Raw genomic sequence first — 26,001 nt, 5'->3', positions numbered from 1 at the left:
CGACCGGCCCGGAGGCGCTGGCACCGGCCGTCCGCCGACCGGCCCGGAGGCGCTGGCACCGGGCGGCGACGATGGATCTCCGCCCGCCGGACCGGGGAGGTACGCGGTGGAAGCCGCCGAGGCACTCGCCCTGCTCATGTCGCCCTTCGGACGGGTCGACCCGTACCCGCTCTACCACGAGCTGCGACGGCACGGTCCGGTGGCCCAGGTCGGGGACGATCTCTTCGTGGCCACCGGGTATCGGGCCGTGGACGGGCTGCTCCGGGATTCCCGACTGCTGGTACGCGACGCCGGCATGTTGGACCGGCAGTGGGTCGGCTGGCGGTCCAACCCGGCGGTCTCGGTGATCGCCACCTCGATCCTGCAGACGAACCCGCCGGACCACGCCCGGATGCGCCGCCTCGTCGCCGGCACGTTCACCGCCCGGCGGGTGTCCGCGTTGCGGGAGGTGGTCGCCGCCCAGTCCCGCGAGCTGGTCGCCCGGATCGCCGAGCGGGGCCGGTCGGGGCAGGCGGTCGACTTCCTGACCGAGTTCGGCTATCCGCTGCCGGTCGGGGTGATCTGCGCGCTGCTGGGCGTGCCGGCCGCCGACCACCCGTGGTTCCGGGGACGGGCCGCCGATCTCACCGCCGTGCTGGAGCCGGAGATCACCCAGGCCGACCTGGACACCGCCAACCGGGGCGCGGTCGAGCTGGCCGCGTACCTGCGGGAGCTGGTCGGACAGCGGCGCCGCACGCCCGCCACCGACCTGACCACGGCGCTGGTCCAGGCCCACGACCGCGACCCCGAACAGCTCTCCGGTGACGAACTGCTGGCCAACCTGGTGCTGCTGCTGGTGGCGGGTTTCGAGACCACCACCAACCTGCTCGGCAACGGCCTGGCCGTGCTGCTGGCACACCCCCGGCACGCCGACCGGCTGCGTGCCGACGACTCGCTGGCCCCGGCCTTCGTCCAGGAGATGCTCCGGTTCGACGCGCCGGTGCAGTTGACCAGCCGGGTGGTCGCCGAGCCGATCGAGGTCGACGGCGAGAAACTGCCGGCCGGCGCGGAGGTGCTGCTGCTGTTGGGGGCGGCCAACCGGGACCCGGAGCGGTTCACCGACCCGGACCGGTTCGACCCGGACCGGGCGGACAACCAGCCGATCTCGTTCGGCGCGGGCGGGCACTACTGCCTCGGCGCGCCGCTGGCCCGGCTGGAGGCGACGGTTGCCTTCCCGGAACTGCTGCGGGGGCTGCCCGCGCTGGCGCCGGCCGGTCGCCCGACCCACCGGGTCCGACTCACCCTGCGCGGCTACCGGCGGCTGCCGGTGTCGGTGGCCGGAGGTCTGCCGGTACCACCGCCGTAGACTGGTACGGCGGGACCCCGCTCGCGTGGCCAAGCTGCCTTGATCATGTCGGCGCCGGTCCCGTCCGCGGCGATCCCGCCAGCCCTGCCGTCCGGGTGGCCGGTCCCAGCCTCACCAGCCGAGCCGTCCCGCCCACCAGTTAAGGAGCCGTCCCGCGTGACCGTCCAGCCCATCCGTCTGTTCGGGGATCCGGTGCTGCGCACGCCGGCCGAGCCGGTGGTCGACTTCGACACCGAGCTGCGCAAACTGGTCGCCGACCTGACCGACACGATGCGCGACCGCAACGGTGCCGGCCTGGCCGCCCCGCAGCTCGGCATCGGTCTGCGCGTGTTCGCCTTCGACGTGGACGACGTGGTCGGACATCTGGTCAACCCGGTCCTCTCCTTCCCGGACGAGGAGGAACAGGACGGCCCCGAGGGCTGCCTCTCCATCCCCGGCCTCTACTTCGACACCAAGCGGCGGCAGAACGTCGTCGCCAAGGGCTTCAACTCGTACGGCGACCCGCTCCAGATCGTCGGCACCGGGCTGATGGCCCGCTGCGTGCAGCACGAGACCGACCACCTCGACGGGGTCCTCTTCCTCGACCGGCTCGACCCGAAGGGGCGCAAGGAGGCGATGAAGGCGATCCGCGCCGCCGACTGGTACGACGCGGGCGCCCCGCCGGTGGTCAAGGTCAGCCCGCACGGCACGGGCAGCCCGTTCGGTCTGGGTCGGTGACCGGCTTGCGTCTGCTCTTCGCCGGTACGCCGGCCGTCGCCCTGCCCGCCCTCGACGCCATCGCGGCCTCCCGGCACGAACTGCTCGCCGTGGTGACCCGCCCGGACGCGCCCGCCGGTCGTGGCCGGGGCCTGGCCCGCTCACCGGTCGGCGCGTGGGCCGACGAGCGGGGGATCGAGGTGCTGACCCCGGCCAAGCCGCGTGAGCCCGAGTTCCTCGACCGGCTGCGGGAGCTGGCGCCGGACTGCGTGCCGGTTGTCGCGTACGGGGCACTGGTCCCGCCGGTGGCGCTGGAGATCCCCACCCACGGCTGGGTGAACCTGCACTTCTCGCTGCTGCCCGCCTGGCGCGGCGCGGCGCCCGTACAGCACGCGGTGTTGCACGGCGACGAACTGACCGGCGCGAGCGTGTTCCAGCTCGAGGCCGGGCTGGACACCGGTCCGGTCTTCGGCACCGTGACCGACGAGATCCGCCCCGCCGACACCTCCGGTGACCTACTGGCCCGGCTCGCCGCCTCCGGTTCCGGGCTGCTGGTGGCCGTGCTCGACGCGATCGAGGCCGGCACCGTACGGGCCGAGCCGCAGCCGACCGACGGCGTCTCGCTGGCACCGAAGCTGACCGTCGAGGACGGTCAGGTCCGCTGGTCCGAGCCGGGATTCGCGGTGGACCGGCGGATCCGCGCGGCCACCCCGGCGCCCGGCGCCTGGACCACCTTCCGGGGCGACCGGATCAAGCTCGGTCCGGTCCGCCCGATCGCCAACCCACCCGAACTCACCCCAGGGGAGCTACTCGTCGAACGGAACCAGGTGCTGGTCGGAACGGCCACCACCGCAGTCGCACTGGGTGAGGTAAGGGCAGCGGGCAAGAAGCCGATGCCGGCCACGGACTGGGCGCGCGGCGTCCGGGTGACACCGGGCGAGAGCTTCCAGAACGCCGAGGTGACCGCATGAGCACCTCCTCGGAGAACCCGACCCGCTCCGGCTCGGACCCGGCGAACCGGACCCGCTCGGACGACCGGGGGCGGGACACCCGCCCGGGGCGGGACCGGGCCGGTGCCGGGCGGGGCCGGTCGGCGGCACCACCGGCCGACCTGGCCCGGAAGGCGGCGTACGAGGCGGTCGCGGCGGTGCACCGCGACGACGCGTACGCGAACCTGGTGCTCTCGGGCATCCTGCGTGACTTCCGGCTGCACGGTCGGGACGCCGCCTTCGCCACCGAGCTGACCTACGGCACGCTCCGGGTCCGGGGCACCCTGGACGCGATCCTCACCAAGGCCGCCGGCCGGGAGGTGGCCCGGATCGACCCGCAGCCGCGGGACGCGCTGCGGATCGGGGCGTACCAGTTGCTCTACACCCGGGTGCCGGCGCACGCTGCGGTCTCCGCCACGGTCGACCTGGTCCGCGCGGTGGCGCCCGGGGCGAGCGGGTTCGCCAACGCGGTGCTGCGTGAGGTCGCCGGCAAGGACCTGGACACCTGGATCGCCGAACTGGCTCCGCCGTACGAGACCGACCCGATCGGGCACCTGGCGCTCGCGTACAGCCACCCGGAGTGGATCGTCCGGGCGTTCAGCGAGGCGCTCGGCGGCGACCTGGCCGAGACCCGCCGGCTGCTGATCGAGGACAACGAACGGCCACCGGTGCACCTCTGCGCCCGGCCCGGTCGGGCCGACCCGGTCGAGTTGGCCGAGGCGGTCGGCGGGGCGCCGGGCGCCTTCTCGCCGTACGCGGTCTACCTGGCCGGTGGTGCCCCCGGTGACCTGCCCGCGGTGACCGACGGTCGGGCACACGTGCAGGACGAGGGCTCCCAACTTGTCGCCACCGCGCTCGCCACGGCTCCGGTCGAGGGGAGCGACAGCCGCTGGCTCGACCTCTGCGCCGGGCCCGGCGGCAAGGCCGGGCTGCTCGGCTCGCTGGCCGTCGAACGCGGCGCCACCCTGACCGCGGTGGAGGTGGCCGAGCACCGCGCCCGGCTGGTCTCCCAGGCGGTCCGGGGCCTGCCGGTCACCGTGCTCGCCACCGACGGCAGGACCGTCGGCGCGGACTCCGACCTCCCCGCCGGTGGCTTCGACCGGGTGCTGGTCGACGCGCCCTGCACCGGTCTCGGGTCGCTGCGTCGGCGTCCGGAGTCGCGCTGGCGTCGTCAGCCGTCCGACCTGCCGCCGCTGACCCGACTCCAGCGGGAACTGCTCGCCGCCGCGTTGCGGGCGGTCCGCCCCGGCGGGGTGGTGGCGTACGTGACCTGCTCGCCGCACGTGGTGGAGACGCACGTGACCGTCACCGAGGCGGCCCGCCGCTCCGGCGTACCGGTCGACTTCGTCGACGCCCGGCCGCTGCTGCCGGCCGGCATGCCCGGCCTCGGCGACGGCCCGACCGTGCAGCTCTGGCCGCACCGGCACGGCACCGACGCGATGTTCCTGGCGGTGCTGCGCCGGGGCGAGTGACCCACCGACGGACCGATGCCGTGCCGGTCGTTCGAACCGGCACGGCATCGGGATCGGACGGTTACCGGGCCTCCCCGGTGGGACCGAGGGTCAGTCGACCGGCAGGGCGCCGGCTCCGGCGCCCTTGAGCGAGCGGGTGACCTGCCGCTCGTCGAGCCAGAGGAAGCACTGCACACCCCGGTTGCCGGCGTTCCAGTCGGCCTCGCCCGGGTAGTAGTAGATCCAGCCGGTGCGGTACTTCATGTCGGCGTTGTTCGGCACCTTGGCGAAGACGGCGATCGTCGACAGGCAGCCCCGCTCGATCCGGGCCTCGTCCTTCAGGAACGACTGGTAGGAGACGTCGGGGACGGTCCAGATCCCGGCGAACTCGGTGTTGTGCTTGGCGGTGCAGCTCACCGGCTGCATCACGTCGATGTCGCCGGCCCGGTCCAGTTTCGGGGAGAAGCAGCCGTACGCCAGCGCCGCCGAACCGCCCATGGCGCCCTTGAGGCTGCCGGTCCGGGCCACCACGTCCCGGTTGTCCAGCCCGTCGATCTCGCCGACGTCGCACCGGAACCAGCGGGCGCCCCCGGACCACGCGTAGCTCGACGGCGGGACCAGGCTCATGGTCATTCGACCGGCGCGCCAGTCGCCACCGACCGCCTCGCTGACCTTCTGGTCGCACTCGGCCCGCGCCGCCCGCCAACTCGGCGAGCCGTCCGGCGGCGGGGTGGCCCGGTCCGCGTCGGCACCGCCGAAGGTGCCCACGTACAGGGTCTCGGCGTCGTGCTGCTCGGCGCAGTCGACGGGCTGGTAGGAGCTGAGGTAGCCGACGTCGACGAACCGTGGGTGGCAGGCACCGACCACCGGTGTGACGGCGACCGGTTCGCCGATCGCGGCCCAGTCGTCGGTCAGGTTGCCGTCCACACCGGCCGGAAGCCCACATCCGGCCAGCGCCAGCGTCGCCATCCCACCGAGCGCAATCGCGGTCAGCCACCGTCGCATCTCTTTGTCCTCCCCGGGGACCGACGGCCAGCGACCGCGCCCGGCCGGGCGCGGTGGGCCATCGGCCGTGCAGCATACCGGTACGGGTATCCCCGGTGCCGCCGGATCGTCGTAGGATTGCGGGACCTCGCGCCACTGCCTGCCGGTGGCGGAACCTGGCCAGATCGGACCCCTCGTGCACGTACTGGTCACCGGTGGGCTCGGCTTCCTCGGGCACGCGGTCAGCGTCAACCTGCTCGCGGCCGGGCACCGGGTGACGGTGTTGAGCCGACGCAAGTCCACCGAGCGGCTCGCGGTCGGTGCCGAGCTGGTCACCGGGGATCTGCGCGACCGCACCCGGCTGGCCCGGATCGTCGGCCAGGGCGGCTTCGACGGGGTGTGTCACCTGGCCGCGCTGACCAGCGTCCGGGACTCGTTCGCCGACCCGCTCACCTACTTCGACGTGAACGCGGTCGGCACGCTCAACCTGCTCAAGGCGTTCGAACAGGCCAGTGAGGAGCGACCGGGCATCTCGGTTGTCTTCGCCTCCACCAACATCGTGTACGGCTCCCGCCCCGAGGGCGCGCTCACCGAGGATCTCGACGCCCACCCGGAGAGCCCGTACGCCGTGGCGAAGGTCGCCGCCGAGCAGCTCGTCGCCGCGCAGGCCGGCATCGGCGCGATCGGCGCGACCACCCTGCGGCTGTTCAACGTCGCCGGTGCGGTCGACGGGATCGGCGACACCGATCCGGGGCGGATCATCCCGAACGTGTTCCGGGCGATGACCGGGCAACTGCCGCACGTGACCCTCAACGGGGGCGGCCACGCGGTCCGCGACTTCGTGCACGTGGCGGACGCGGCGGAGGCGTTCCGGCTGGCGTTGGAACGTACCCGGCCGGGCGAGCACCGGCTGGTCAACATCGGCAGCGGTCGGGGCACCAGCATGCTGGAGGTGGTGACCAGCGCCCAGCGGGTCACCGGGCGCACGGTCGACGTGCGCCGGCTGCCGCCCAAGCCCGAGCCGCTCCGGCTGACCGCCGACATCAACCTCGCCCGGGTGATGCTGGAGTGGGCACCGCGCCGATCGGAGCTGGAGGCGATCCTCGCCGACGCCTGGGCGGCCTGGCCGGTCCCCGGACGCTGAGTCGCGGCCCGGCCGGTTCGGTCCGGTGGTTGGACGGGTCCGGTGGCCCGTGTCGTACGGGTGGCGTGCGTTCGTAGACTGGCCCGGTGACCGCACCGACGCCGATCATCGCGCCCAGCATTCTCGCCGCCGACTTCGCGCATCTCGCCGACGAGGCCCGGGTGGTCGAGTCGGCGGCGGACTGGCTGCACGTGGATGTGATGGACAACCACTTCGTGCCGAACCTGACCATCGGGCTTCCGGTGGTGCAGAGCCTGCTCGCGGTCAGTGGCCTGCCGTTCGACGTGCACCTGATGATCGAGGACCCGAGGCGGTGGGCGCCGGCCTACGCCGATGCCGGGGCGTACAACGTGACGTTCCACGCGGAGGCGTGTGACAACCCGGTCGCGTTGGCGAAGGAGCTCCGGTCGGCCGGTGCCAAGGCGGGCCTGGCGATCGACCGGGACACCCCGATCGAGCCGTACCTCGAACTGCTGCCGAGTTTCGACACCCTGCTGATCATGACGATCAAGGCCGGGTTCGGCGGGCAGCGGTTCATCCCGGAGCTGCTCGACAAGGTCCGCGCCGCCCGTCGGCACGTCGCCAGCGGCCACCTGGAGTTGCGGATCGAGGTCGACGGCGGGATCGCCGCGGACACCATCGAGCAGGCGGCGGCGGCCGGCGCGGACGCGTTTGTCGCCGGCACCGCGATCTACGGCGCGGCCGACCCGGCGGCGGCGATCGGGCACCTGCGGGGGTTGGCCGCGCGCGCCGTGCCGCAGCCGTGAGCGTCGAGCCGGTAGAGGACCCGAAGGATCTGATCCTGGTTGTCGACGACGACGAGGATATCGCCCGTTTTGTGGAGTTCAACCTGCGACTGCACGGTTTCGAGGTGCGGCACGCCCGGGACGGCCAGGAAGCCCTGGAGATGATCGAGCAGGAGCGGCCGGACCTGGCCGTGGTCGACCTGATGATGCCCCGGATCGACGGTCTCGAACTCACCCGCCGGCTCCGGGCGAACCCGTTGACCTCGGCCCTGCCGGTGATCATGTTGACCGCCAAGGGCATGACCGTGGACAAGGTGCACGGCCTCACCGCCGGAGCGGACGACTACCTGGTCAAGCCCTTCGACACGGCCGAGTTGATCGCCCGGGTCAGCTCCACCCTGCGTCGCAACAAGGAGTTCCGCGAGGTCTCCCCGCTGACCGGGCTGCCGGGCAACACCCGGGTCCGGCGGGAGATCACCGACCGGGTCCGCAGCGGGGTGGACTACGCGGTCGGTTACGTCGACATCGACCGGTTCAAGAGCGTCAACGACCGCTACGGCTTCAGCCGGGGCGACGAGTTCATCAGCGCGCTGGCCCGCAGCCTGCACCGGGCGGTGGTCTCGGTCGGGCTGCCGCCCGCGTTCCTCGGCCACATCGGCGGCGACGACTTTGTCATCGTGTGCAGCCCGGACCAGGTCCGGCCGCTGACCGAGAAGGCGGTGGTCGACTTCGAGAAGGCCGCCGACGAACTGTACGACCCCTCGGACGCCGGTCGGGGCTACGTCGAGCTGCGCGACCGGCGGGGCAACGTACAGCGGGCCGCGTTGGTGACGCTCTCGATCGGGGTCTCCCTCTCGGTCCCCGAGCGGCGGTTCACCGACCCGCTCGAGGTGATCGCCGCCGCCTCGGAGATGAAGAGTCTGGCCAAGCACCAGCCCGGCTCGTACGTGGCCGTCGACCGGCGCCGGGTCGAGGCCGAACCGCCCCGCCGGGACATCTCAGACCGCTGACGGATTATTCCCGCCCGATTGGGCGCAGGGCGGATAGCCCGGCGGTGTGAAGTAGGTCGCGCCGGTGGCGATCGAGGGCCGTACCCGTGTAAGACTCACGACGTACCCACCACGCGCTGGCGGGACTCGGTGAAATTCCGAACCGGCGGTGATCCGCGGCCACGGCCACGGTAAGCCCGCGACCCGGTCGACCCTGTGTCGAGCGGTGGACCTGGTGAGAATCCGGGGCCGACGGTTGAGCGCGGGCCTGTGCCCGTGGTCAGACAGTCCGGATGGGAGACAGCGCGCGGGACGGACGGGTCTCGAACCGCGCTGTCTGGCGTCCGGGTTCGGGCCACCCGCCGGGGGCGGCCGTGCCGTCTCCGGGTTCCTCCGCCGCCGCCCGTGCCGGCCAGTTCGTGCCGGAATGTCTCCCCCTCGTCGCGCGTTTGACCGACGAGCGAGGAGAGTAGGGGCACGGACATGGTGAGCGTCTCCACCGATGCGGCGATGCGTCGGGCGATCGAGTTGGCCGCCCGCGGCCTGGGCAGCACCAGCCCCAATCCGGTGGTTGGCTGCGTCCTGCTCGACGCCGACGGGGAGTTGGTCGGGGAGGGGTTCCACGCCTACGCGGGTGGTCCGCACGCCGAGATCGTCGCGCTGGCCCAGGCCGGCTCGCGCGCCCGGGGCGGCACCGCCGTGGTCACCCTCGAACCCTGTGACCACACCGGCCGTACCGGCCCGTGCACGGGTGCGCTGATCCAGGCCGGGGTGGCCCGGGTGGTGATCGGCGTACCGGATCCGAACCTGGTCGCCTCCGGCGGTGCCCGGACCCTGCGCGACGCCGGGGTCGAGGTGGAGATCGGGGTACGCGCCGCCGAGGCGGAGGCCGGCAACATCGCCTGGCTGACCGCCGTACGCCGGGGCCGTCCGTACGTCATCTGGAAGTTCGCCTCGACCATCGACGGCCGTTCGGCGGCGGCCGACGGCACCAGCATGTGGATCACCTCCGAGGCGTCCCGGATGGACGTGCACGCGCTGCGCGGCACGGTCGACGCGGTGGTCGTCGGCATCGGCACCGTGCTCGCCGACGACCCGCGACTGACCGCCCGGAACCTGCGCGACGGCAGCCTGGCCATCCGGCAGCCGCTGCGGGTGGTGGTCGACAGCGAGGGGCGTACCCCGGCGGACGCCCGCGTGCGCGACGGCGCCGCGCGCACCTGGGTGGTGACCACCGCGGAGGTCGGCGCCACCAAGGAGGACCGGGTCGACCTGGACGCCCTGATGACCGGGCTCTACCAGCGGGGGGTGCGGGCCGCGCTGCTGGAGGGCGGGCCGACACTCGCGGGCGCGTTCCTCGCCGCCGGGCTGGTCGACAAGGTGGTCGGCTACGTCGCGCCCAAACTGCTCGGCGCCGGCCCGGCCGCGCTCGCCGAGGCCGGACCACGAACCATCTCCGAGGTCATCGACCTGGAGTTCGTCGACATCACCCAGGTCGGTCCCGACCTGCGGATCACCGCGCTGCCCCTGAAGAGGGAGGGCTGAGACATGTTCACCGGCATTGTGGAGGAACTGGGCGAGGTCGTACGGCTGGCCGACACGGGGGCCGACTCCGCCCTGGTGGTCGTACGCGGCCCGGTGGTGACCTCGGACGCCCGGCACGGCGACTCGATCGCGGTCAACGGTGTCTGTCTGACCGTGGTGGACGTCGACGGCGACACGTTCACGGCGGACGTGATGGGGGAGACCCTGCGACGTTCCGCGCTCGGCGGGCTCGCCCCGGGCGACCCGGTCAACCTGGAACGGGCGGCGACGCTCGGCACCCGGCTCGGCGGGCACCTGGTGCAGGGGCACGTCGACGGCGTCGGCGAGATCATCGGTCGCGAGCCGGCCGAACAGTGGGAGACGGTGCGGTTCTCGCTGCCCGCCGCGATCGCCCGGTACGCGGTGGAGAAGGGCTCGATCACCGTGGACGGCGTCTCCCTGACCATCTCCGAGATCGGCGACGACGAGTTCGCCGTCGGCCTGATCCCGACCACGCTCAAGCTCACCACGCTCGGCCACAAGAAGCTCGGCGACCCGGTCAACCTGGAGGTGGACGTGGTCGCCAAGTACGTCGAGCGGCTACTCGGCACCGGAAAGGCGACGTCATGAGCGAGTCGACACTCGTCGAGGCAGACTTCACCCGGCCCGACCCCGGCCGGTCCGACGGCGCGGCGCCCGGCTCCTCCGGCGGGCCCGGCTCCTCCGGCTCGGCGTCCGACGACTCCGCCTTCGCCTCGGTCGAGGAGGCGATCGCGCAGATCGCCGCCGGTCGACCGGTGGTCGTGGTGGACGACGCCGACCGGGAGAACGAGGGCGACCTGATCTTCGCGGCCGAGCTGGCCACACCGGAGCTGCTCGCCTTCACGGTCCGCTACACGTCGGGCTACATCTGCGCGCCGATCACCGAGGCCGCGGCCGACCGGCTCGAACTGCCGCCGATGTACCACACCAACCAGGACCGGCGCGGCACCGCGTACACGGTGACGGTGGACGCCCGCGAGGGGGTCAGCACCGGGATCTCGGCCGCCGACCGGGCGCACACCATCCGGCTGCTCGCCGACCCGGCGACCCGCTCGACCGACCTGGCCCGTCCGGGTCACGTGGTGCCGCTGCGGGCGCGGGCCGGCGGGGTGCTGCGCCGGGCGGGACACACCGAGGCCGCGATCGACCTGGCCCGGCTCGCCGGGCTGAACGAGGCCGGGGTGCTCTGCGAGCTGGTCAACGACGACGGCACCATGATGCGCCTGCCGGACCTGGAGAAGTTCAGCGCCGACCACGGTCTGACGCTGATCAGCGTCGCCGACCTGATCGCGTACCGGCGGCGGACCGAGAAGCAGGTCGAGCTGGTCGCCGAGGCGAAGCTGCCGACGCCGCAGGGGCACTTCCGGGCGCTCGGCTACCGGGTCGCCAACGACCCGTCCGAGCACGTCGCGCTCGTCTTCGGCGAGATCGGTGACGGGCAGGACGTGCTGGTCCGGGTGCACTCCGAGTGCCTCACCGGGGACGTCTTCGGCTCGCTGCGGTGCGACTGCGGGCCGCAGTTGCACGCCGCGATGGACCGGGTGGCGCAGGAGGGGCGCGGCGTCGTGCTCTACGTACGCGGGCACGAGGGGCGGGGCATCGGCCTGCTGCACAAGCTCCAGGCGTACCAGTTGCAGGACCAGGGGCGGGACACCGTGGACGCCAACCTGGACCTGGGCCTGCCGGCCGACGCCCGGGAGTACGGCACCGGCGCACAGATCCTCTACGACCTCGGCGTACGGTCCATGCGGCTGCTCACCAACAACCCGGCCAAGCGGGCCGGGCTGGAGGGGTACGGGCTGACCATCACCGGGCGGGAGGGCCTGCCGGTGCGGGCGACCCCGGAGAACGTCCGCTACCTGCGGACCAAGCGGGACCGGATGGGCCACCTGTTGGGCGAGCTCGACGGCATCACGGAAGGAACGGTGTGACGATGGCGGGGTTCGGGGAACCGGGTGCGGACGCGGTGGACGCGGCGGGGCTGACCGTCGGCGTGGTCGCGGCCCGGTGGCACGGCGAGCTGACCGACCACATGGTCGAGCGGGCGGTGGCGGCGGCCGAGGCGTCCGGGGTGCGCAACGTTCGCGTGGCCCGGGTCGCCGGCTCGGTGGAGTTGCCGGTGGTCGCCCAGGCCATGGCCCGGGAGTACGACGTGGTGGTGGCCCTCGGAGTGGTGGTCCGGGGCAGCACCGCGCACTTCGACTACGTCTGCCGGTCGGTGACCGACGGACTGACCCGGGTCGCCCTGGACGCCGGTAAGCCGGTCGGCCAGGGTGTGCTCACGGTGAACACGATCGACCAGGCTCGGGACCGGGCCGGTCTGCCCGGATCGGCCGAGGACAAGGGCTGGGCGGCCACCGTCGCCGCCCTCGACGCGGCGTTGGCGATCCGGGACCTGAAGCCGCGTACCGGGCAGCTCGGCTTCGGCGGCTGAACCGGGGGTCGTCGGGGCCGGTCGGCGCTCAGAGCCGACCGGCCTCGATGATCCGCCGGAGGAACTGCCGGGTGCGGGCCTGCGTCGGCTCGCCCAACACCCGGGACGGCGGTCCCTGCTCGATCACCCGGCCGCCGTCGAGGAAACAGACCCGGTCGGCGACCTCCCGGGCGAAGCCCATCTCGTGGGTGGCCAGCACCATGGTCATCCCGTCCGACTTGAGTTCGCGGACCAGGTTCAGCACCTCACCCACCAGCTCCGGGTCGAGGGCGGAGGTGACCTCGTCCAGCAGCATCAGCCGGGGCGAGTTGACCAGGGCCCGGACGATCGCCACCCGCTGCTGCTGGCCGCCGGAGAGCCGGTCCGGGTAGGACGTCGCGTGATCCGCCAGCCCCACCCGGTCGAGCAGTTCCCGGGCCTGGGTCTCGGCCTCGGTCCGGCCGCGCCGGTAGACCCGCCGGGGCGCCAGGGTGATGTTGTCCAGCACGCTCAGGTGCGGGAACAGGTTGTACGACTGGAACACGATGCCGATCCGGCGACGTACCAGGTCGGGGTCGATCCGGGGGTCGGTGATGTGCTCGCCGTCCAGGTGGATCGTTCCGTCGTCGATGTCGTCGAGCAGGTTGAGGCAGCGCAGCAGGGTCGACTTGCCCGAGCCGGAGGCGCCGATCAACGCCACCACCTCGTGTTCGGCCACGTCCAGGTCGAGCCCGTCCAGCACGGTCCGGCCGGCGTACGCCTTGCGCAGTCCCCGGCAGGCGAGCAGGCCGGTGGTCGCGTCCCGGGTCGCGTCCGGCGTGCTCCGGTCGGTCACGGTCACCGGTTCACCCTCCGGCCTGGCGGCGGGCGGCGCGCAGGGTCACCCAGTCGGTCACCGCGATCAGCGGGATCGCGAGCAGCACGAACAGCACCCCGGCGACGACGTACGGGGTGTAGTTGAAGTGCACGGCGGTCTGGATCTGGGCCGCCCGTACCGCGTCGATCGGCCCGGCCAGGGAGACCAGCCCGACGTCCTTCTGGAGCGCGACCACGTCGTTGAGCAGCGGCGGGGCGACCCGGCGGGCGGCCTGCGGCAGCACCACGTGACGCATCGTCTGCCGGTAGGTCAACCCGAGCGAGCGGCCGGCGGCGAACTGGCTCGGGTGCACCGACTCGATCCCGGCCCGGAACACCTCCGCCAGGTAACCGCTGTACGTGAACACCAGCGCCGCGCCGCCGAGCACCAGCACCGGGGGCATGCCCTGCAACCGCAGACCCGGCACGCCGAGGGTGAAGACGTAGAGCACGATGATCAGCGGCATTCCCCGGAAGACGTACGTGTAGCCCGTGGCCAGTGCCCGGACCGGGAAGAAGACCGGGCCGCGCAGGGTGCGCAGCAGGGCCACCACCAGGCCGAGGGCGAGCGCGCCGAGGGCGCAGAAGAAGAGCAGCCGGACGTTGAGCCAGAGCCCGGCCAGCACGTCCGGCAGTGCCGCCCGGGCGATCTCCGGGTCGAGGAAGGACTGTCGGACCCGGTCCCAGCCCGGTGAACCGGTGACCGCGACGACCAGCAGCGCGCCGAGCACCCCGGTGGAGGCGGCGGCGACCAGCACCGAGCGGACCGTCTGCCGGTGCCGGTAGGCGGCCCGGTCGCGGGCGTACGCGGAGGGGGAGTGGTCGAGCAGGCTCACGTCAGCTCGGGCGCGCCCGCCACCTGGGCGAGCCACTTCTTCTCCAGCTCGCCCAGCGTGCCCGCGTCGCGCAGTTCGGTGACCGCCCGGCCGACGCAGCCGGTCAGCGGCGAGCCCTTGTCCAGCACCAGGCCGAACGTCTCCGGCACGCCGACCTGCGGCACCTGGCCGACGATGGTGGCGTCGGTGAGTTCGGCGCCGGTGATGTAGAACGCGGTCGGCAGGTCCACCACCAACCCGTCGATCTGTCCGTTCTGGAGCGCCTTCTTGGCGTCGTCGTTGGTGTTGAACACCTGCGGCTTGGGGCCGGGCTTGAGCACGTCGGTGATCGCCTGGTAGCTGGTGGTGCCGACCTGGGCGCCGAGGGTGGCGCCCCGCAGGTCGGCCAGCGTGGTCCTGCCGGCGATCTTCGACGACTTCAGCGCGATCACCGTCTGGCGGACCAGATAGTACGGCGCGGAGAAGTCGACCGCCTGCTTGCGCTCCTCCGTGATGGAGAACTGGTTGATGTCGAAGTCGAAGTCCTTCGGCCCGGGAGCGATCGCGTTCTCGAACTTCACCCGGTTCCAGACCACCTCGGTACGGGCGTAGCCGAGCCGCTCCGCGACCGCGTACGCGACCGCCGACTCGAAGCCCTCGCCGTTCTCCGGCTTGTTGTCGGTGAACCACGGCTCGTACGCCGGCTCGTCGGTGCCGATGGTCAGCCTGCCCGGCGTCTTGGTGCTGAGGGCGGACTTCTCGCAGGACGCCTCGGCGGGCCCGGACGGGGTCGACGGGTCCGCTGCATCCTGCGGGGCGCAGCCGGCGAGGGCGGCGAGGAGGACGGTCGCGGCCCCGAGGGCGACCGGCACGGTAGGACGAGCCATGGCGGACAGCATAGGCGCGGGTGCACGGTCGTCCATAGAGTTCCCCATCACGTCGCTAGGGCATCGTGTCCCCGGCGTGGTGCCGGTCGGCTTCCGGTCACCGACTGGTGCCATTCGCCGACCGGCGGTAAACCGGAGACAGGAATCGCGCGTCGTCCACAGGTGACCATCCATCCGCTGACCGGCGCGCTCGGCGGGAGGACCATGCCGTACCCACGGGCACAGTGGGGCGCGGACGAGGCGGTGACCCGTCTCTTCGCCGCGCACTACCGCCCGCTGGTCCGGCTCGCCGCGTTGCTGCTGCACGACCGGGAGGCGGCCGAGGAGGTCGTGCAGGACGCGTACGTGGCACTGCACGCGCACTGGCCCCGGCTGCGCGAGGCCGACCGTGCGCTGGCCTACCTGCGCGTGACGGTGGTCAACCGGAGCCGCTCGGCGCTGCGCCACCGCCAGGTGGTACGGGCGCACCTGGCCCGCACCCGGCCCGAGCCGGACGCGCCGAGCGCCGAGGCCGGGGCGCTCGCCCTGCTCCGCCACGACGCGGTGCTGGCCGCGTTGCGGGCCCTGCCCACCCGGCAGCGGGAGGCGATCGTGCTGCGTTACTACGCCGACCTCTCCGAGGCCGAGACCGCCGAGGTGATGGGGGTGAGCCGGGGTGCGGTGAAGAGCCACACCTCGCGCGGGGTCGCCGCCCTGCGCCAGTCGCTGGGCGCGCTGCGATGAGCGGGGCCTTCGCGGCTACCGCGCCGAACGGGACCTTCTGGGCTGCCGCGCCGAACGGGGCCTGCTGGGCCGCCGCGCCGAACGGGGCGCCGGGGGCGTCGCGATGAACGAGGAACTGCTGCGCCAGGTGCTCGCCGACGAGGCCGGCCGGGTCGAGGTCTCCCCGGTGGCGCTCGACAGTATCCGCCGCCGGATTCGGCGGCGGCGGTGGTGGTGGCGGCGGACGCGGTTCGCGTCGCTCGACCGGCTGCTGGTCGGGGCCGCCGTCGTGGTCGCCTGCGCGGCCGTGGTGAGCACCTGCGGTCCGCCGGTCCGGCCCGGTCCCGCGCCGTCGCCCGGTGCCGAGCCGTCCTCACCCGGTGCCGAGCCGTCCTCGGCCGGGCCGGCGACCGCCCCGGTCGCCGTCTACTACCAGGGTGCCGACCCGGAGCACGGGCTCTACCGCGAGTTCCGTCCGCTGCCGGTGGGCGACGGGTCGCCCGCGGACCGGGTCCGGGCCGCGCTGCGGCACCTGGTCGAGTCCGCCGGGGCGCGCGATCCCGACTACCGCGCCGGCTGGCCGCCGGGGACGCGCCTGCGCGCGGTCACGGTCTCCGCCGGCACCGCCACCGTCGACCTGGCCGGCGCCGCCGCCCCGGTGCCGGTCAGCGGCTCGGCCGATGACCGGGTGGCGGCCCAGGCGGTCCAGCAACTGGTCTGGACGGCCACCGCGGTGACCGGGATCACCGGGGTACGGCTGCTGCTCGACGGCGTACCGGTGGACCGGCTCTGGGACCGGGTCGACGTACGGGAGGTGCTGGGGCGAGCCCCGGCGGTGGACGTACTCGCCCCGGTCTGGCTGATCAGCCCGCAGCAGGGGGACCGGGTCGGGCGCGATCTGGAGGTGCACGTCGCCGGGACCGTCGGCCCGGCCGGGGTGCACCTGCGGGTGCTCCAGGGCAACCGGACCGTCACCGAACGGCTGCTCACCCTCTCCGCCGGGTCACCGGCACAGGGTGAGGCGCGGGTCCGGCTGAGCCTCCCGCCGGGCGACTACACCCTCCAGGCGTACGCGGCGGCGGCCACCGGCGGCGGCGTACGGCACCTGGACGACCACGAGGTGACGGTCGGCTGACCGGTCCACCTGTTGGCCGGGGACGACCCGGCGCGGCGGACGGCGGCGGGCGGCTGCGAGAATCCGATTCCGTGAAGACGTTCGAAGAGCTGTTCGCCGAGCTGCAGGCCAAGGCCGCCGCCGGCACTCCGGGCTCGGCGACGGTGGCCGCCCTGGAGCGCGGCGTCCACGCGATCGGCAAGAAGGTCGTCGAGGAGGCGGCCGAGTCGTGGATGGCCGCCGAGCACGAGGGCCCCGAGCGGGCCGCCGAGGAGATCTCCCAACTGCTCTACCAGGCCCAGGTGCTGATGCTCGCGACCGGCCTGGAGCTCAAGGACGTGTACCGACATCTCTGAGGTGCCACCGCCCCCGATTCAACGGCCGAACCCCGTCCAGCCGATCGAAGGAGCACCTCAGATGCTGCGCATCGCCATCCCCAACAAGGGCACCCTCTCCGCCCCCGCCGCCCAGATGCTGCGCGAGGCGGGCTACCGCCAGCGCACCGACCCGAAGGACCTGGTCTGTCGGGACGAGCCGAACAACGTCGAGTTCTTCTACCTCCGTCCCCGTGACATCGCCACCTACGTCGGCTCCGGCGACCTCGACCTCGGCATCACCGGGCGGGACCTGCTGATCGACGCCGGCAGCCCGGCCGAGGAGGTGCTCGACCTCAACTTCGGCGGCGCCACCTTCCGGTTCGCCGCCTCCCCGGAGACCATCGCCTCGGTGGACGAGATCGCCGGCCGGCGGATCGCCACCGCGTACCCCGGGGTGGTGGAACGCCACCTGGTCGAGCACGGCATCGAGGCGGACGTGGTCCGGCTCGACGGCGCGGTCGAGAACGCGGTCCGGCTCGGCGTGGCCGACGTGGTGGCCGACGTGGTGGAGACCGGCGCCACCCTGCGCCAGGCCGGGCTGGTGGTCGTCGGCGAGCCGATCCTGCGGTCGTCGGCGGTGCTGATCCGCCGGCTCGGCGCTCCGGCGAACCCCCAGGCCGAACAGCTGCTGCGCCGGTTGCACGGGGTGCTGGTCGCCCGTCGGTACGTGATGCTCGCCTACGACGTCCGGGCCGACCTGCTCGACCGGGCCACCGCGCTCACCCCGGGCATCGAGTCGCCGACCATCTCACCGCTGCACCGGGAGGGGTGGGTGGCGGTCCAGGCGATGGTGCTGCGCGCCGACGTACACCGGATCATGGACGAGTTGTACGACCTCGGCGCCCGGGCGATCCTGGTCACCGACATCCACGCCTGCCGGCTCTGAACCGCCCGCCGACGGTGCGGCCGGAGATGGCAAGATGGCGGGCGTGACCGAACCCGACGTTCTCCGGCTCCGACCGCACCGGCTGCGGATGATGTGCTGGATCCTCGCCCCGGCCCTGGTGGTGACCTTCACCGCGCTGGGGCTGGCGCTGCACGGGTCGACCGGCCAGGGCGCGGCCACCTTCCAGCGCGGCGACTCGTTCGCCATGATCGGCCTGGGTGTGCTCGGCGCGGCGATCGTGCTGCTCTTCACCCGGGTCCGGGTCGAGGCGGACGCCAACGGGGTGCGGGTGCGCAACGTGCTCGGCTCGTACAACCTGCCCTGGGAGGTGGTCCGGGCGGTCCGGTTCGACCGGGGCTCGCCCTGGGCCAGCCTGGAGCTGCACGACGACGAGCTGATCCCGATGATCGCCGTGCAGGCGGTGGACAAGGACTCGGCGGTGGTCGGCGTACGCGCGCTCCGGGCCCTGCACCAGAGCGCGCAGCCGGTGCCGGCGGCGAGCTGAGTCACCCCGACCCGCCGGTGGCCCGCCCGTTTTCGCGGCTTCCGGCCTGACCTGCTAACCTTGGCGGGTCGACCATGCTGTCGTCGTTTCTCGATGACAGCCTGAAGCGGAGCGCCTGCTCCCACCCGAGTCGCCCCAGTCGGTGGCCGGGTCCGGTCAACCGCCCCGGACGTGTCCGAGGCGGCGCGCGGCGTGCCGTGCTGACCGGTCGAGCGGGCCCTGGCGTGTGCCGGGGCCTTCTGCTTTCCGGGTCGGTTCCCACCCCGGGAGCCGGCGAGGAGGTCGGCACCGAAGGAGAACCGACTCGAGGAGGCCCCATCAGCGTCGAACCACGCGTGAACGAACAGATCCGGGCACGTGAGGTCCGACTGGTCGGCCCTGAGGGTGAGCAGGTGGGCATCGTCCCGCTGGAGCGCGCTCTGCAGCTGGCCGCGGACGTCGACCTGGACCTGGTCGAGGTTGCGCCGATGGCGCGCCCGCCGGTGTGCAAGCTCATGGACTTCGGCAAGTTCAAGTACGAGAGCGCACTCAAGGCGCGCGAAGCGCGGCGTAACCAGCAGCAGACCGTCATCAAGGAGATGAAACTCCGGCCGAAGATCGATCCGCACGACTACGAGACCAAGAAGGGTCACGTGGTGCGGTTCCTCAAGGCGGGTGACAAGGTCAAGGTAACGATCATGTTCCGTGGTCGCGAGCAGAGCCGACCGGAACTTGGCTATCGGCTCCTCCGCCGGCTCGAGTCGGAGATCTCGGAGCTGGGGTACGTCGAGGCCGCGCCGAAGCAGGACGGCCGAAACATGATCATGGTTTTGGCTCCGCACCGCGCCACCAAGGCCGCCGCCACGGCGGCCAAGGCCGGCGCACCGCGTGAGCGAGACGCCGAGACGACCGACGCCGCCGAGGCACCGTCGGCCGGGGCGGCGGTCGAACCCGCCGGCACCGCCGGCGAGTAACAGGGGAGAGACGCAACACATGCCGAAGATGAAGAGCCACACCGGAATGGGCAAGCGGGTCAAGGTGACCGGCTCCGGCAAGATCGTCGCCCAGCAGGCCGGCCTGCGGCACAACCTGGAGAAGAAGCCCTCCACCCAGACCCGCCGGCTCACCGGCACGGTCGAGGTTGCCAAGGTCGACGCCAAGCGAATCAAGAAGCTGCTGGGCCGCTGACGCGCCCGCCACTTAACCTGAAGGAGTAGTTGAGATGGCACGCGTCAAGCGGGCTGTAAACGCCCAGAAGAAGCGTCGTACCCTGCTCGAGACCGCCAGTGGCTACCGCGGTCAGCGTTCCCGGCTGTACCGCAAGGCCAAGGAGCAGGTGCTGCACTCGATGCAGTACGCCTACCGGGACCGTCGCGACCGCAAGGGCGACTTCCGGCAGCTCTGGATCACCCGGATCAACGCGGGCGCCCGCGCCAACGGGATGACCTACAACCGCCTGATCCAGGGGCTCAAGCTGGCTGGCGTCGAGGTCGACCGCAAGATCCTGGCCGACCTGGCCGTCAACGACGCGGTGGCCTTCGCCGCCATCGTCGAGGTGGCCCGGGCCGCGGTCGCGGCCGAGGGCACCGGCGGCGCGGCGGCTCAGGCCGCCTGACCGGGCAAGAAAGTTGATCGAGGCGCCCCGAATGCCGTCCAAACCGCAGGTGGGGCGCCTCGACCATGTCCGGGACCCGGACCAACCGGTCTTCACCCCGCGTACCCCCAGGGTGGTCGCCGCGCGCCGGTTGCAGCGGCGCCGGGACCGGGACGGCACCGGCCGGTTCCTCGCCGAGGGGCCGCAGGCGGTCCGCGAGGCGTTGGCCCTCCCCGGCGTGGTACGGGAACTCTTCGGCACCCCGGCCGCCCTGGACCGGTACGCCGACCTCGCCGACGCCGCGTACCGCGCCGGCACACCCGTCTCCCCGGTGACCGACGAGGCCCTGGCCGTGCTCACCGAGACGGTCGCACCGCAGGGGCTGGTCGCCGTCTGCGAGCAGTTCGACCGACCACTGGACCGGGCGCTGGACCGGGCCCCCCGGCTGGTCACCGTACTGGCCGAGATCCGGGACCCGGGCAACGCGGGCACGGTGCTGCGTACCGCCGACGCGGCCGGGGCGGGAGCGGTGATCTTCGCCGGTGACGCCGTCGACCCGTACAACGGAAAGTGTGTACGGGCCTCGGCCGGCAGCCTCTTCCACGTCGACGTGGTCCGGGCCGCCGACCCGGCGGCCGTGGTCGGCGCCCTGCGCGCCGCCGGGCTGACCGTGCTCGCCGCCACCGGCTACGGCGAGACCGACCTGGACGACCTGGCCGACTCCGGCGGGCTGGCCCGGCCGACCGCCTGGCTGTTCGGCTCGGAGGCGCACGGCCTGCCGGCGGAGCTGACCGACGCGGCCGACGCGCGGGTACGCGTCCCGCTGCACGGCCGCGCCGAGAGCCTTAACCTGGCTGCCGCCGCGGCGGTCTGCCTGTACGCTTCAGCCAGAGCTCTGCGCGTCCGGGACTAGCGCTTCCAGAGCCGAGGACCAGAGCTTCCGCGAGCCAAGGAGTAGCCGCCCCATGAGTGCCAGGACGGACTCGTTTAGCCAGCCCGCCGGTGTCGGCGGGCGGCAGGGCTGACCCTTTCGCTCTCCTCTCCCCACCGGCGGGCTGCGGCGGCGCCGCGCGTCCGTAAACTCTGATGGCCGCCGCCGAGGTTGGCCTTCCGCCGTGAGGGAGCACCCGTACGCCATGACCTACCGCAACGATCCCTACGACCCGAAACAGGTCGCCCTGCTCGACCAGGACAACCTGGACGAGGCAGTCGCCGCGGCGCGGGCGGCCTTCGCCGCCGCCGCCGACCCGGACGCCCTCGCCGCCCTACGCCCGGCGCACCTCGGTGACCGGGCGCCGGTCTCGCTGGCCCGCCGGGAGATCGGCGCGCTGCCACCGGCCGCGAAGTCGGACGCCGGCAAGCGGGTCAACGAGGCCCGCCGGGCGATCGAGACCGTCCACGACGAGCGGCGGGCCGAACTCCAGCTCGCCCAGGCCGAGCGGGTCCTCGCCGAGGAGCGGGTGGACGTCACCCTCCCGTACGACCGGCGCCCGCGTGGCGCCCGGCACCCGCTGACCCTGCTGATGGAGCGGATCGGCGACCTCTTCGTCGGGATGGGCTACGAGGTCGCCGAGGGCCCCGAGCTGGAGTTGGAGTGGACCAACTTCGACGCGCTGAACATCCCGCCGGACCACCCGGCCCGGGGCCTGATGGACACGTTCCACGTCGAGACCCCGGGTCTGGTGCTGCGTACCCACACCTCCCCGGTGCAGGCGCGGACGATGCTCAGCCGCAAGCCGCCGATCTACGTCGTCTGCCCCGGGCGGGTCTACCGCACCGACGAGCTGGACGCCACCCACAGCCCGGTCTTCCACCAGGTCGAGGGGCTGGTGGTGGACAAGGGCATCACTATGGCGCACCTGCGCGGCACCCTCGACCACTTCGCCCGGTCGATGTTCGGTGCGGACGCGCGTACCCGCTGGCGCCCGCACTACTTCCCGTTCACCGAGCCGTCGGCCGAGTTCGACGTCTGGTTCCCGGAGCACCGCAGCGGCCCGCAGTGGGTCGAGTGGGGTGGCTGCGGCATGGTCAACCCGAAGGTCCTGCGCGCCTGCGGGATCGACCCGGACGTCTACTCCGGCTTCGCCTTCGGCATGGGCATCGACCGTACGGTGATGGTCCGCAACGGGGCGAGCGAGATGCGCGACCTGTTCGAGGGCGACGTGCGGTTCACCCGCGCGCTCGGCGTCGAGGTGTAGCAGCGGCATGCGTAATCGAACTTCGGAAGCGGTGGTCTGAGTCATGCGAGTTGGTCTTTCCTGGCTGCGCGAGCACGTCGACCTGCCGGTCGACCTCGGCACCGAGGAGCTGGAACGGGCGCTGGTGAACCTCGGCCTGGAGGTCGAGTCCCTGGTCGACCTGCGGACCACGGTCACCGGTTCGCTGGTGGTCGGCGAGGTCCGCGAGATCGAGGAGCTGACCGGTTTCAAGAAGCCGATCCGGTTCTGCCGGGTCGACGTCGGCGCCGCCAACGGCACCGGCGAGTTGCAGGAGATCGTCTGCGGCGCGACCAACTTCGCCCCCGGCGACCGGGTGGTGGTGATCCTGCCCGGCGGCGTGCTGCCCGGCGGCTTCGCGATCGGTGCCCGCAAGACGTACGGGCACAACTCCAACGGCATGATCTGCTCGGTCCGGGAGCTGGGGCTCGGCGAGGACCACGCCGGCATCCTGGTGCTGCCGCCGGAGACGGTGGCCAAGCCCGGTGACGACGCGCGGCCGGTGGTCGGGCTCGACGACGTCGTGGTCGAGCTGGAGATCACCCCGGACCGGGGGTACGGGCTGTCGGTGCGCGGGGTCGCCCGCGAGCTGGCGCACGCGTTCAAGGTGCCGTTCCGTGACCCGGGACTGGTGCCGGCACCCGGCGGCACCGAGCGGCCGGCGTACCCGGTCGAGGTCCGCGACCCGGTCGGCTGCGACCGGTTCGCGGCCCGGCTGGTGCGGGGGATCGATCCGACCGCGCAGAGCCCACAGTGGATGCGGCGCCGGTTGACGGTCGCCGGCATCCGGACCATCTCGCTGCCGGTGGACATCACCAACTACGTGATGCTCGAACTCGGCCAGCCGATGCACGCCTTCGACGCCGACCGGCTGACCGGGGCGCTGGTGGTCCGCCGGGCGGTGCCGGGGGAGAAGCTCACCACGCTCGACGGGGTCGGCCGGGTGCTGGACGCCGAGGACATGGTGATCTGCGACGCCGGTCGGCCGAACCCGGCCGCCGGTGACGGTGACGGGTTGCCGGTCTCGCTCGCCGCGGTGATGGGCGGCGAGACCAGCGAGGTGGTCGCCAGCACCACCGACGTGCTCTTCGAGGCGGCGCACTGGGACCCGGTGATGGTCGGACGGACCGCCCGCCGGCACAAGCTGTTCAGCGAGGCGGCCAAGCGCTGGGAGCGCGGGGTGGACCCGGCGCTGCCGCTGGTCGCCCTCGACCGGGCGGTCACCCTGCTCACCACGTACGGCGGCGGCGAGGCGGGGGCGGAGGTGCTCGACTTCGACCAGACCCGCCCGCCGGTGCCGGTCGCACTCGACCCGGAGCTGCCGACCCGGCGGATCGGGGTGACGTACCCGACGGCGCGGGTGGTCGCGCTGCTGGAGGAGGTCGGCTGCACCGTCGCCACCGAGGCCGACCTGCTCCGGGTCGTGCCGCCGACCTGGCGACCGGACCTCACCGGCCCGGCCGACCTGGTCGAGGAGGTCGCCCGGCTGGGCGGCTACGACGAGATCCCCTCGGTGCTGCCGCTCGCCCCGCCCGGTCGCGGGCTCACCGACGAGCAGCGGCGCCGCCGGGCCGTCGCCCGGACGCTGGCCGAGAACGGGTACGTCGAGGTGGTGTCGTTCCCGTTCGTGTCACCGCAGCTCTTCGACGCGCTGGGGCTGCCGGCCGAGGACTCGCGTCGCCGGGCGGTGCGGTTGGCCAACCCGCTCTCCGACGAGGAGCCGTTGCTGCGTACCACGCTGCTCGGCCCGCTGCTCGGTGCGCTGCGCCGCAACCTCGGGCGCGGTCAGCGTGACCTGGCCCTCTACGAGGTCGGTACGGTGTTCGAGCCCAAGCCGGGGGCGGGCAGCCCGGCGCCGATGCCGGTCGAGCACCGGCCCAGCGACGCCGAGTTCGCCGCCGCCGACGCGGTCCTGCCGCACCAGCCCCGGCACGTGGCCGCGGTGCTGGCCGGCGAGGTCGAGCGGACCGGCTGGTGGGGCGCGGGCCAGCCGGCCGGCTGGGCGGACGCGGTGGAGGCGGCCCGGATGGTGGTCGCCGCCGCCGGTATCCCGGACGGGCACGTGGTGGTGCGCGCGGCGCGACGTGCGCCGTGGCACCCCGGCCGCTGCGCCGAGCTGCTGGTCGACGGCACCGTGGTCGGGTACGCGGGCGAACTGCACCCGACCGTCGTCGAGGCGCTGGAACTGCCCCGGCGCAGCAGCGCGATGGAGCTGGACCTGGATCTGCTGCCGCCGACCCCGGTCCGGTCCGCGCCGAGGATCTCGTCCTTCCCACCGGCGTTGATCGACGTCGCGTTGGTGGTGCCGGAGGAGGTCGCCACGGCGGACGTGCAGCGGGCCCTGGCCGACGGGGCGGGTGCCCTGCTGGAGGCGGTACGGCTGTTCGACGTCTACGTCTCGCCGCAACTCGGCGAGGGGCGGAAGTCGTTGGCGTACAAGCTGACCTTCCGGGCGCCGGACCGTACCCTGACCGTCGAGGAGGCGGTGGCCGCGCGGGACGCGGCCGTCGCCGAGGCGGCGTCCCGGCTCGGCGCCACCCTGCGCGGCGCCTGACGGTCACACCCGGGGTTGTACGTCGCGGTGGCCGGTGTGATGCCGGCCACCGCGACGCGTTTCGGCCTGGACCGACGGCTGTGAGTGATCATCCATCGCGCCGTATAGTCTTGCGTGGCAATTGGTCGACTGATACCCTGTCCGTATAGAAATACGGAGGTGGGCATGGGTATCCGAGTCGCGGTCGCCGGGGCCAGTGGTTACGCGGGCGGCGAGCTGCTGCGCCTGATCGCCGGGCATCCGGAGCTCGACCTCGTGGCCGCCACCGCCCACAGCCAGGCCGGTGCGCCCGTGTCGGCGGTGCACCCGCACCTGGTCGGTCTGGATCTGACGCTCGGCCAGACCGATCCCGCCACGCTCGGCGACGCGGACCTGGTCTTCCTCGCCCTCCCACACGGCCAGTCCGCGGCGCTGGCCGCGGAGCTGCCGGCAACGGTCAAGGTGGTCGACCTCGGCGCCGACCACCGGTTGCGCGACGGTGTGGCCTGGCACCGCTACTACGGCGGCGGCCACGCCGGGGCGTGGACCTACGGTCTGCCCGAACTCCCCGGCCAACGCGTCGCGATCGCCGCTGCGGACCGGGTCGCCGCCACCGGCTGCTACGCCGTCGCCACCACCCTCGCCCTCGCGCCGCTGGTGGCGTCGGGCGCGGTCGCCGCGAGCGACGTGGTGGTGGTGGCCGCCTCCGGGACCTCCGGTGCCGGCCGGAACGCGAAGCCGAACCTGCTCGGCAGCGAGGTGATAGGTGACCTGACCCCCTACAAGGTCGGTGCCCACCAGCACGTTCCCGAGATCAAGCAGGCGACCGGCGCGACCAGCCTCTCCTTCACCCCGGTGCTGGCGCCGATGCCGCGCGGCATCCTCGCCACCGTCACCGCGCTGCCGCTCGGCCCCGGCGCGGCGGACCCCAGGGCGGTGCTCGCCGAGGCATACGCCGACTCCCCGTTCGTGCACGTCCTGCCCGAGGGGACGTTCCCGCACACCGCGGCGACCTACGGCTCCAACTCCTGCCACCTGCAGGCGACGGTCGACATCGACTCGGGTCGGGTGATCGTGGTGAGCGCCATCGACAACCTCGGCAAGGGCGCGGCGGGTCAGGCCGTGCAGTGCGCCAACCTGATGCTCGGCCTGCCGGAGACCACCGGCCTGCCGGTCCACGGCGTGGCGCCGTGACCGGCACGAACGGATCCGCAC

27 protein-coding genes are annotated in these 26,001 nt (G+C 73.0%); 23 read left to right on the top strand and 4 right to left on the bottom strand.

Features of this window, described 5'->3' with window-relative positions; genetic code table 11:
• Positions 1–106: 106 nt before the first annotated feature.
• The 4 genes from ACI2K4_RS34115 to ACI2K4_RS34100 all read left to right on the top strand — a co-directional run bounded on the left by ACI2K4_RS34115 (position 107) and on the right by ACI2K4_RS34100 (position 4,502).
• Positions 107–1,345, top strand: coding sequence for a cytochrome P450 (locus ACI2K4_RS34115; protein ID WP_404517309.1), 1,239 nt, complete (start codon positions 107–109; stop codon positions 1,343–1,345).
• A gap of 156 nt (positions 1,346–1,501) precedes the next feature.
• The gene (gene def / locus ACI2K4_RS34110) at positions 1,502–2,062 is read left to right on the top strand and encodes a peptide deformylase (RefSeq protein WP_404517308.1); all 561 of its coding nucleotides are present in this window, start codon (positions 1,502–1,504) and stop codon (positions 2,060–2,062) included.
• Between the two features lie 5 nt (positions 2,063–2,067).
• A complete protein-coding gene (fmt, locus tag ACI2K4_RS34105) occupies positions 2,068–3,012 on the top strand; it encodes a methionyl-tRNA formyltransferase (protein ID WP_404517345.1) in 945 nt (314 codons plus the stop codon).
• Positions 3,009–4,502, top strand: a complete 1,494-nt coding sequence (locus ACI2K4_RS34100; RefSeq protein WP_404517307.1) for an RsmB/NOP family class I SAM-dependent RNA methyltransferase — start codon at positions 3,009–3,011, stop codon at positions 4,500–4,502. The genes fmt and ACI2K4_RS34100 overlap by 4 nt, the downstream gene beginning before the upstream one ends.
• 90 nt (positions 4,503–4,592) lie before the next feature.
• On the opposite strand, the gene ACI2K4_RS34095 is transcribed toward ACI2K4_RS34100, so the two are convergent.
• Positions 4,593–5,486 (bottom strand): septum formation family protein, encoded by an 894-nt coding sequence (locus ACI2K4_RS34095; RefSeq protein WP_404517306.1) that lies wholly within the window; start codon positions 5,484–5,486, stop codon positions 4,593–4,595.
• Between the two features lie 145 nt (positions 5,487–5,631).
• On the opposite strand from ACI2K4_RS34095, the gene ACI2K4_RS34090 reads away from it, so the two are divergent.
• The 7 genes from ACI2K4_RS34090 to ribH all read left to right on the top strand — a co-directional run bounded on the left by ACI2K4_RS34090 (position 5,632) and on the right by ribH (position 12,344).
• Positions 5,632–6,609 (top strand): NAD-dependent epimerase/dehydratase family protein, encoded by a 978-nt coding sequence (locus ACI2K4_RS34090; RefSeq protein WP_404517305.1) that lies wholly within the window; start codon positions 5,632–5,634, stop codon positions 6,607–6,609.
• Positions 6,610–6,695: 86 nt separating this feature from the next.
• Positions 6,696–7,376: a ribulose-phosphate 3-epimerase gene (rpe, locus tag ACI2K4_RS34085; protein ID WP_404517304.1), complete on the top strand. Its 681-nt coding sequence runs from the start codon at positions 6,696–6,698 to the stop codon at positions 7,374–7,376.
• Positions 7,373–8,365 carry a response regulator gene (locus tag ACI2K4_RS34080; RefSeq protein WP_404517303.1) on the top strand — a complete coding sequence of 331 codons (993 nt, stop codon included), beginning with the start codon at positions 7,373–7,375 and terminating at the stop codon, positions 8,363–8,365. Before rpe ends, ACI2K4_RS34080 begins: the two co-directional genes overlap by 4 nt.
• Positions 8,366–8,827: 462 nt before the next feature.
• The gene (gene ribD / locus ACI2K4_RS34075; protein WP_404517302.1) at positions 8,828–9,889 is read left to right on the top strand and encodes a bifunctional diaminohydroxyphosphoribosylaminopyrimidine deaminase/5-amino-6-(5-phosphoribosylamino)uracil reductase RibD; all 1,062 of its coding nucleotides are present in this window, start codon (positions 8,828–8,830) and stop codon (positions 9,887–9,889) included.
• Between the two features lie 3 nt (positions 9,890–9,892).
• Complete coding sequence (locus ACI2K4_RS34070) at positions 9,893–10,498, top strand: riboflavin synthase (protein ID WP_404517301.1); 606 nt, start codon at positions 9,893–9,895, stop codon at positions 10,496–10,498.
• The gene (locus tag ACI2K4_RS34065; RefSeq protein ID WP_404517300.1) at positions 10,495–11,841 is read left to right on the top strand and encodes a bifunctional 3,4-dihydroxy-2-butanone-4-phosphate synthase/GTP cyclohydrolase II; all 1,347 of its coding nucleotides are present in this window, start codon (positions 10,495–10,497) and stop codon (positions 11,839–11,841) included. The genes ACI2K4_RS34070 and ACI2K4_RS34065 overlap by 4 nt, the downstream gene beginning before the upstream one ends.
• Positions 11,842–11,843: 2 nt before the next feature.
• Entirely contained in the window at positions 11,844–12,344 is a 501-nt protein-coding gene (ribH, locus tag ACI2K4_RS34060) for a 6,7-dimethyl-8-ribityllumazine synthase (RefSeq protein WP_404517299.1), read from the top strand.
• A gap of 28 nt (positions 12,345–12,372) precedes the next feature.
• Here ribH and ACI2K4_RS34055 read toward each other — a convergent pair whose 3' ends face one another.
• From ACI2K4_RS34055 to ACI2K4_RS34045, 3 genes are read right to left on the bottom strand one after another with little or no spacing between them, the layout of a single operon-like run.
• Complete coding sequence (locus ACI2K4_RS34055; RefSeq protein ID WP_404517298.1) at positions 12,373–13,164, bottom strand: amino acid ABC transporter ATP-binding protein; 792 nt, start codon at positions 13,162–13,164, stop codon at positions 12,373–12,375.
• Between the two features lie 4 nt (positions 13,165–13,168).
• Positions 13,169–14,014 carry an amino acid ABC transporter permease gene (locus ACI2K4_RS34050; protein WP_404517297.1) on the bottom strand — a complete coding sequence of 282 codons (846 nt, stop codon included), beginning with the start codon at positions 14,012–14,014 and terminating at the stop codon, positions 13,169–13,171.
• Positions 14,011–14,880: an ABC transporter substrate-binding protein gene (locus ACI2K4_RS34045; protein WP_404517296.1), complete on the bottom strand. Its 870-nt coding sequence runs from the start codon at positions 14,878–14,880 to the stop codon at positions 14,011–14,013. The genes ACI2K4_RS34050 and ACI2K4_RS34045 overlap by 4 nt, the downstream gene beginning before the upstream one ends.
• Before the next feature lie 162 nt (positions 14,881–15,042).
• On the opposite strand from ACI2K4_RS34045, the gene ACI2K4_RS34040 reads away from it, so the two are divergent.
• The 12 genes from ACI2K4_RS34040 to argC all read left to right on the top strand — a co-directional run bounded on the left by ACI2K4_RS34040 (position 15,043) and on the right by argC (position 25,980).
• Positions 15,043–15,603 carry a SigE family RNA polymerase sigma factor gene (locus ACI2K4_RS34040; protein WP_404517295.1) on the top strand — a complete coding sequence of 187 codons (561 nt, stop codon included), beginning with the start codon at positions 15,043–15,045 and terminating at the stop codon, positions 15,601–15,603.
• Between the two features lie 103 nt (positions 15,604–15,706).
• Positions 15,707–16,717 (top strand): GerMN domain-containing protein, encoded by a 1,011-nt coding sequence (locus ACI2K4_RS34035; protein WP_404517294.1) that lies wholly within the window; start codon positions 15,707–15,709, stop codon positions 16,715–16,717.
• Positions 16,718–16,770: 53 nt separating this feature from the next.
• A complete protein-coding gene (locus ACI2K4_RS34030) occupies positions 16,771–17,052 on the top strand; it encodes a phosphoribosyl-ATP diphosphatase (protein ID WP_211349693.1) in 282 nt (93 codons plus the stop codon).
• A 61-nt stretch (positions 17,053–17,113) separates the two neighbouring features.
• Positions 17,114–17,959, top strand: coding sequence for an ATP phosphoribosyltransferase (gene hisG / locus ACI2K4_RS34025; RefSeq protein WP_404517293.1), 846 nt, complete (start codon positions 17,114–17,116; stop codon positions 17,957–17,959).
• An 88-nt stretch (positions 17,960–18,047) separates the two neighbouring features.
• Positions 18,048–18,464, top strand: a complete 417-nt coding sequence (locus tag ACI2K4_RS34020; protein WP_404517344.1) for a PH domain-containing protein — start codon at positions 18,048–18,050, stop codon at positions 18,462–18,464.
• 335 nt (positions 18,465–18,799) lie between these two features.
• Positions 18,800–19,417 carry a translation initiation factor IF-3 gene (infC, locus tag ACI2K4_RS34015; protein ID WP_404517292.1) on the top strand — a complete coding sequence of 206 codons (618 nt, stop codon included), beginning with the start codon at positions 18,800–18,802 and terminating at the stop codon, positions 19,415–19,417.
• Between the two features lie 19 nt (positions 19,418–19,436).
• The gene (gene rpmI, locus ACI2K4_RS34010) at positions 19,437–19,631 is read left to right on the top strand and encodes a 50S ribosomal protein L35 (RefSeq protein ID WP_404517291.1); all 195 of its coding nucleotides are present in this window, start codon (positions 19,437–19,439) and stop codon (positions 19,629–19,631) included.
• 34 nt (positions 19,632–19,665) lie between these two features.
• Positions 19,666–20,058 (top strand): 50S ribosomal protein L20, encoded by a 393-nt coding sequence (gene rplT, locus ACI2K4_RS34005; RefSeq protein ID WP_404517290.1) that lies wholly within the window; start codon positions 19,666–19,668, stop codon positions 20,056–20,058.
• 31 nt (positions 20,059–20,089) lie between these two features.
• Positions 20,090–20,950, top strand: a complete 861-nt coding sequence (locus ACI2K4_RS34000; RefSeq protein WP_404517289.1) for a TrmH family RNA methyltransferase — start codon at positions 20,090–20,092, stop codon at positions 20,948–20,950.
• Between the two features lie 223 nt (positions 20,951–21,173).
• Positions 21,174–22,235 (top strand): phenylalanine--tRNA ligase subunit alpha, encoded by a 1,062-nt coding sequence (gene pheS, locus ACI2K4_RS33995; RefSeq protein WP_404517343.1) that lies wholly within the window; start codon positions 21,174–21,176, stop codon positions 22,233–22,235.
• A 43-nt stretch (positions 22,236–22,278) separates the two neighbouring features.
• Entirely contained in the window at positions 22,279–24,807 is a 2,529-nt protein-coding gene (gene pheT, locus ACI2K4_RS33990; protein ID WP_404517288.1) for a phenylalanine--tRNA ligase subunit beta, read from the top strand.
• A gap of 165 nt (positions 24,808–24,972) precedes the next feature.
• Positions 24,973–25,980, top strand: coding sequence for an N-acetyl-gamma-glutamyl-phosphate reductase (argC, locus tag ACI2K4_RS33985; protein ID WP_404517287.1), 1,008 nt, complete (start codon positions 24,973–24,975; stop codon positions 25,978–25,980).
• Positions 25,981–26,001 lie beyond the last annotated feature (21 nt).

Origin of the sequence: Micromonospora sp. NPDC050397 (genome assembly GCF_044901685.1) — a bacterium.
GTDB lineage: Bacteria > Actinomycetota > Actinomycetes > Mycobacteriales > Micromonosporaceae > Micromonospora_G.
This window is presented reverse-complemented; position numbering and strand designations above follow the sequence as displayed.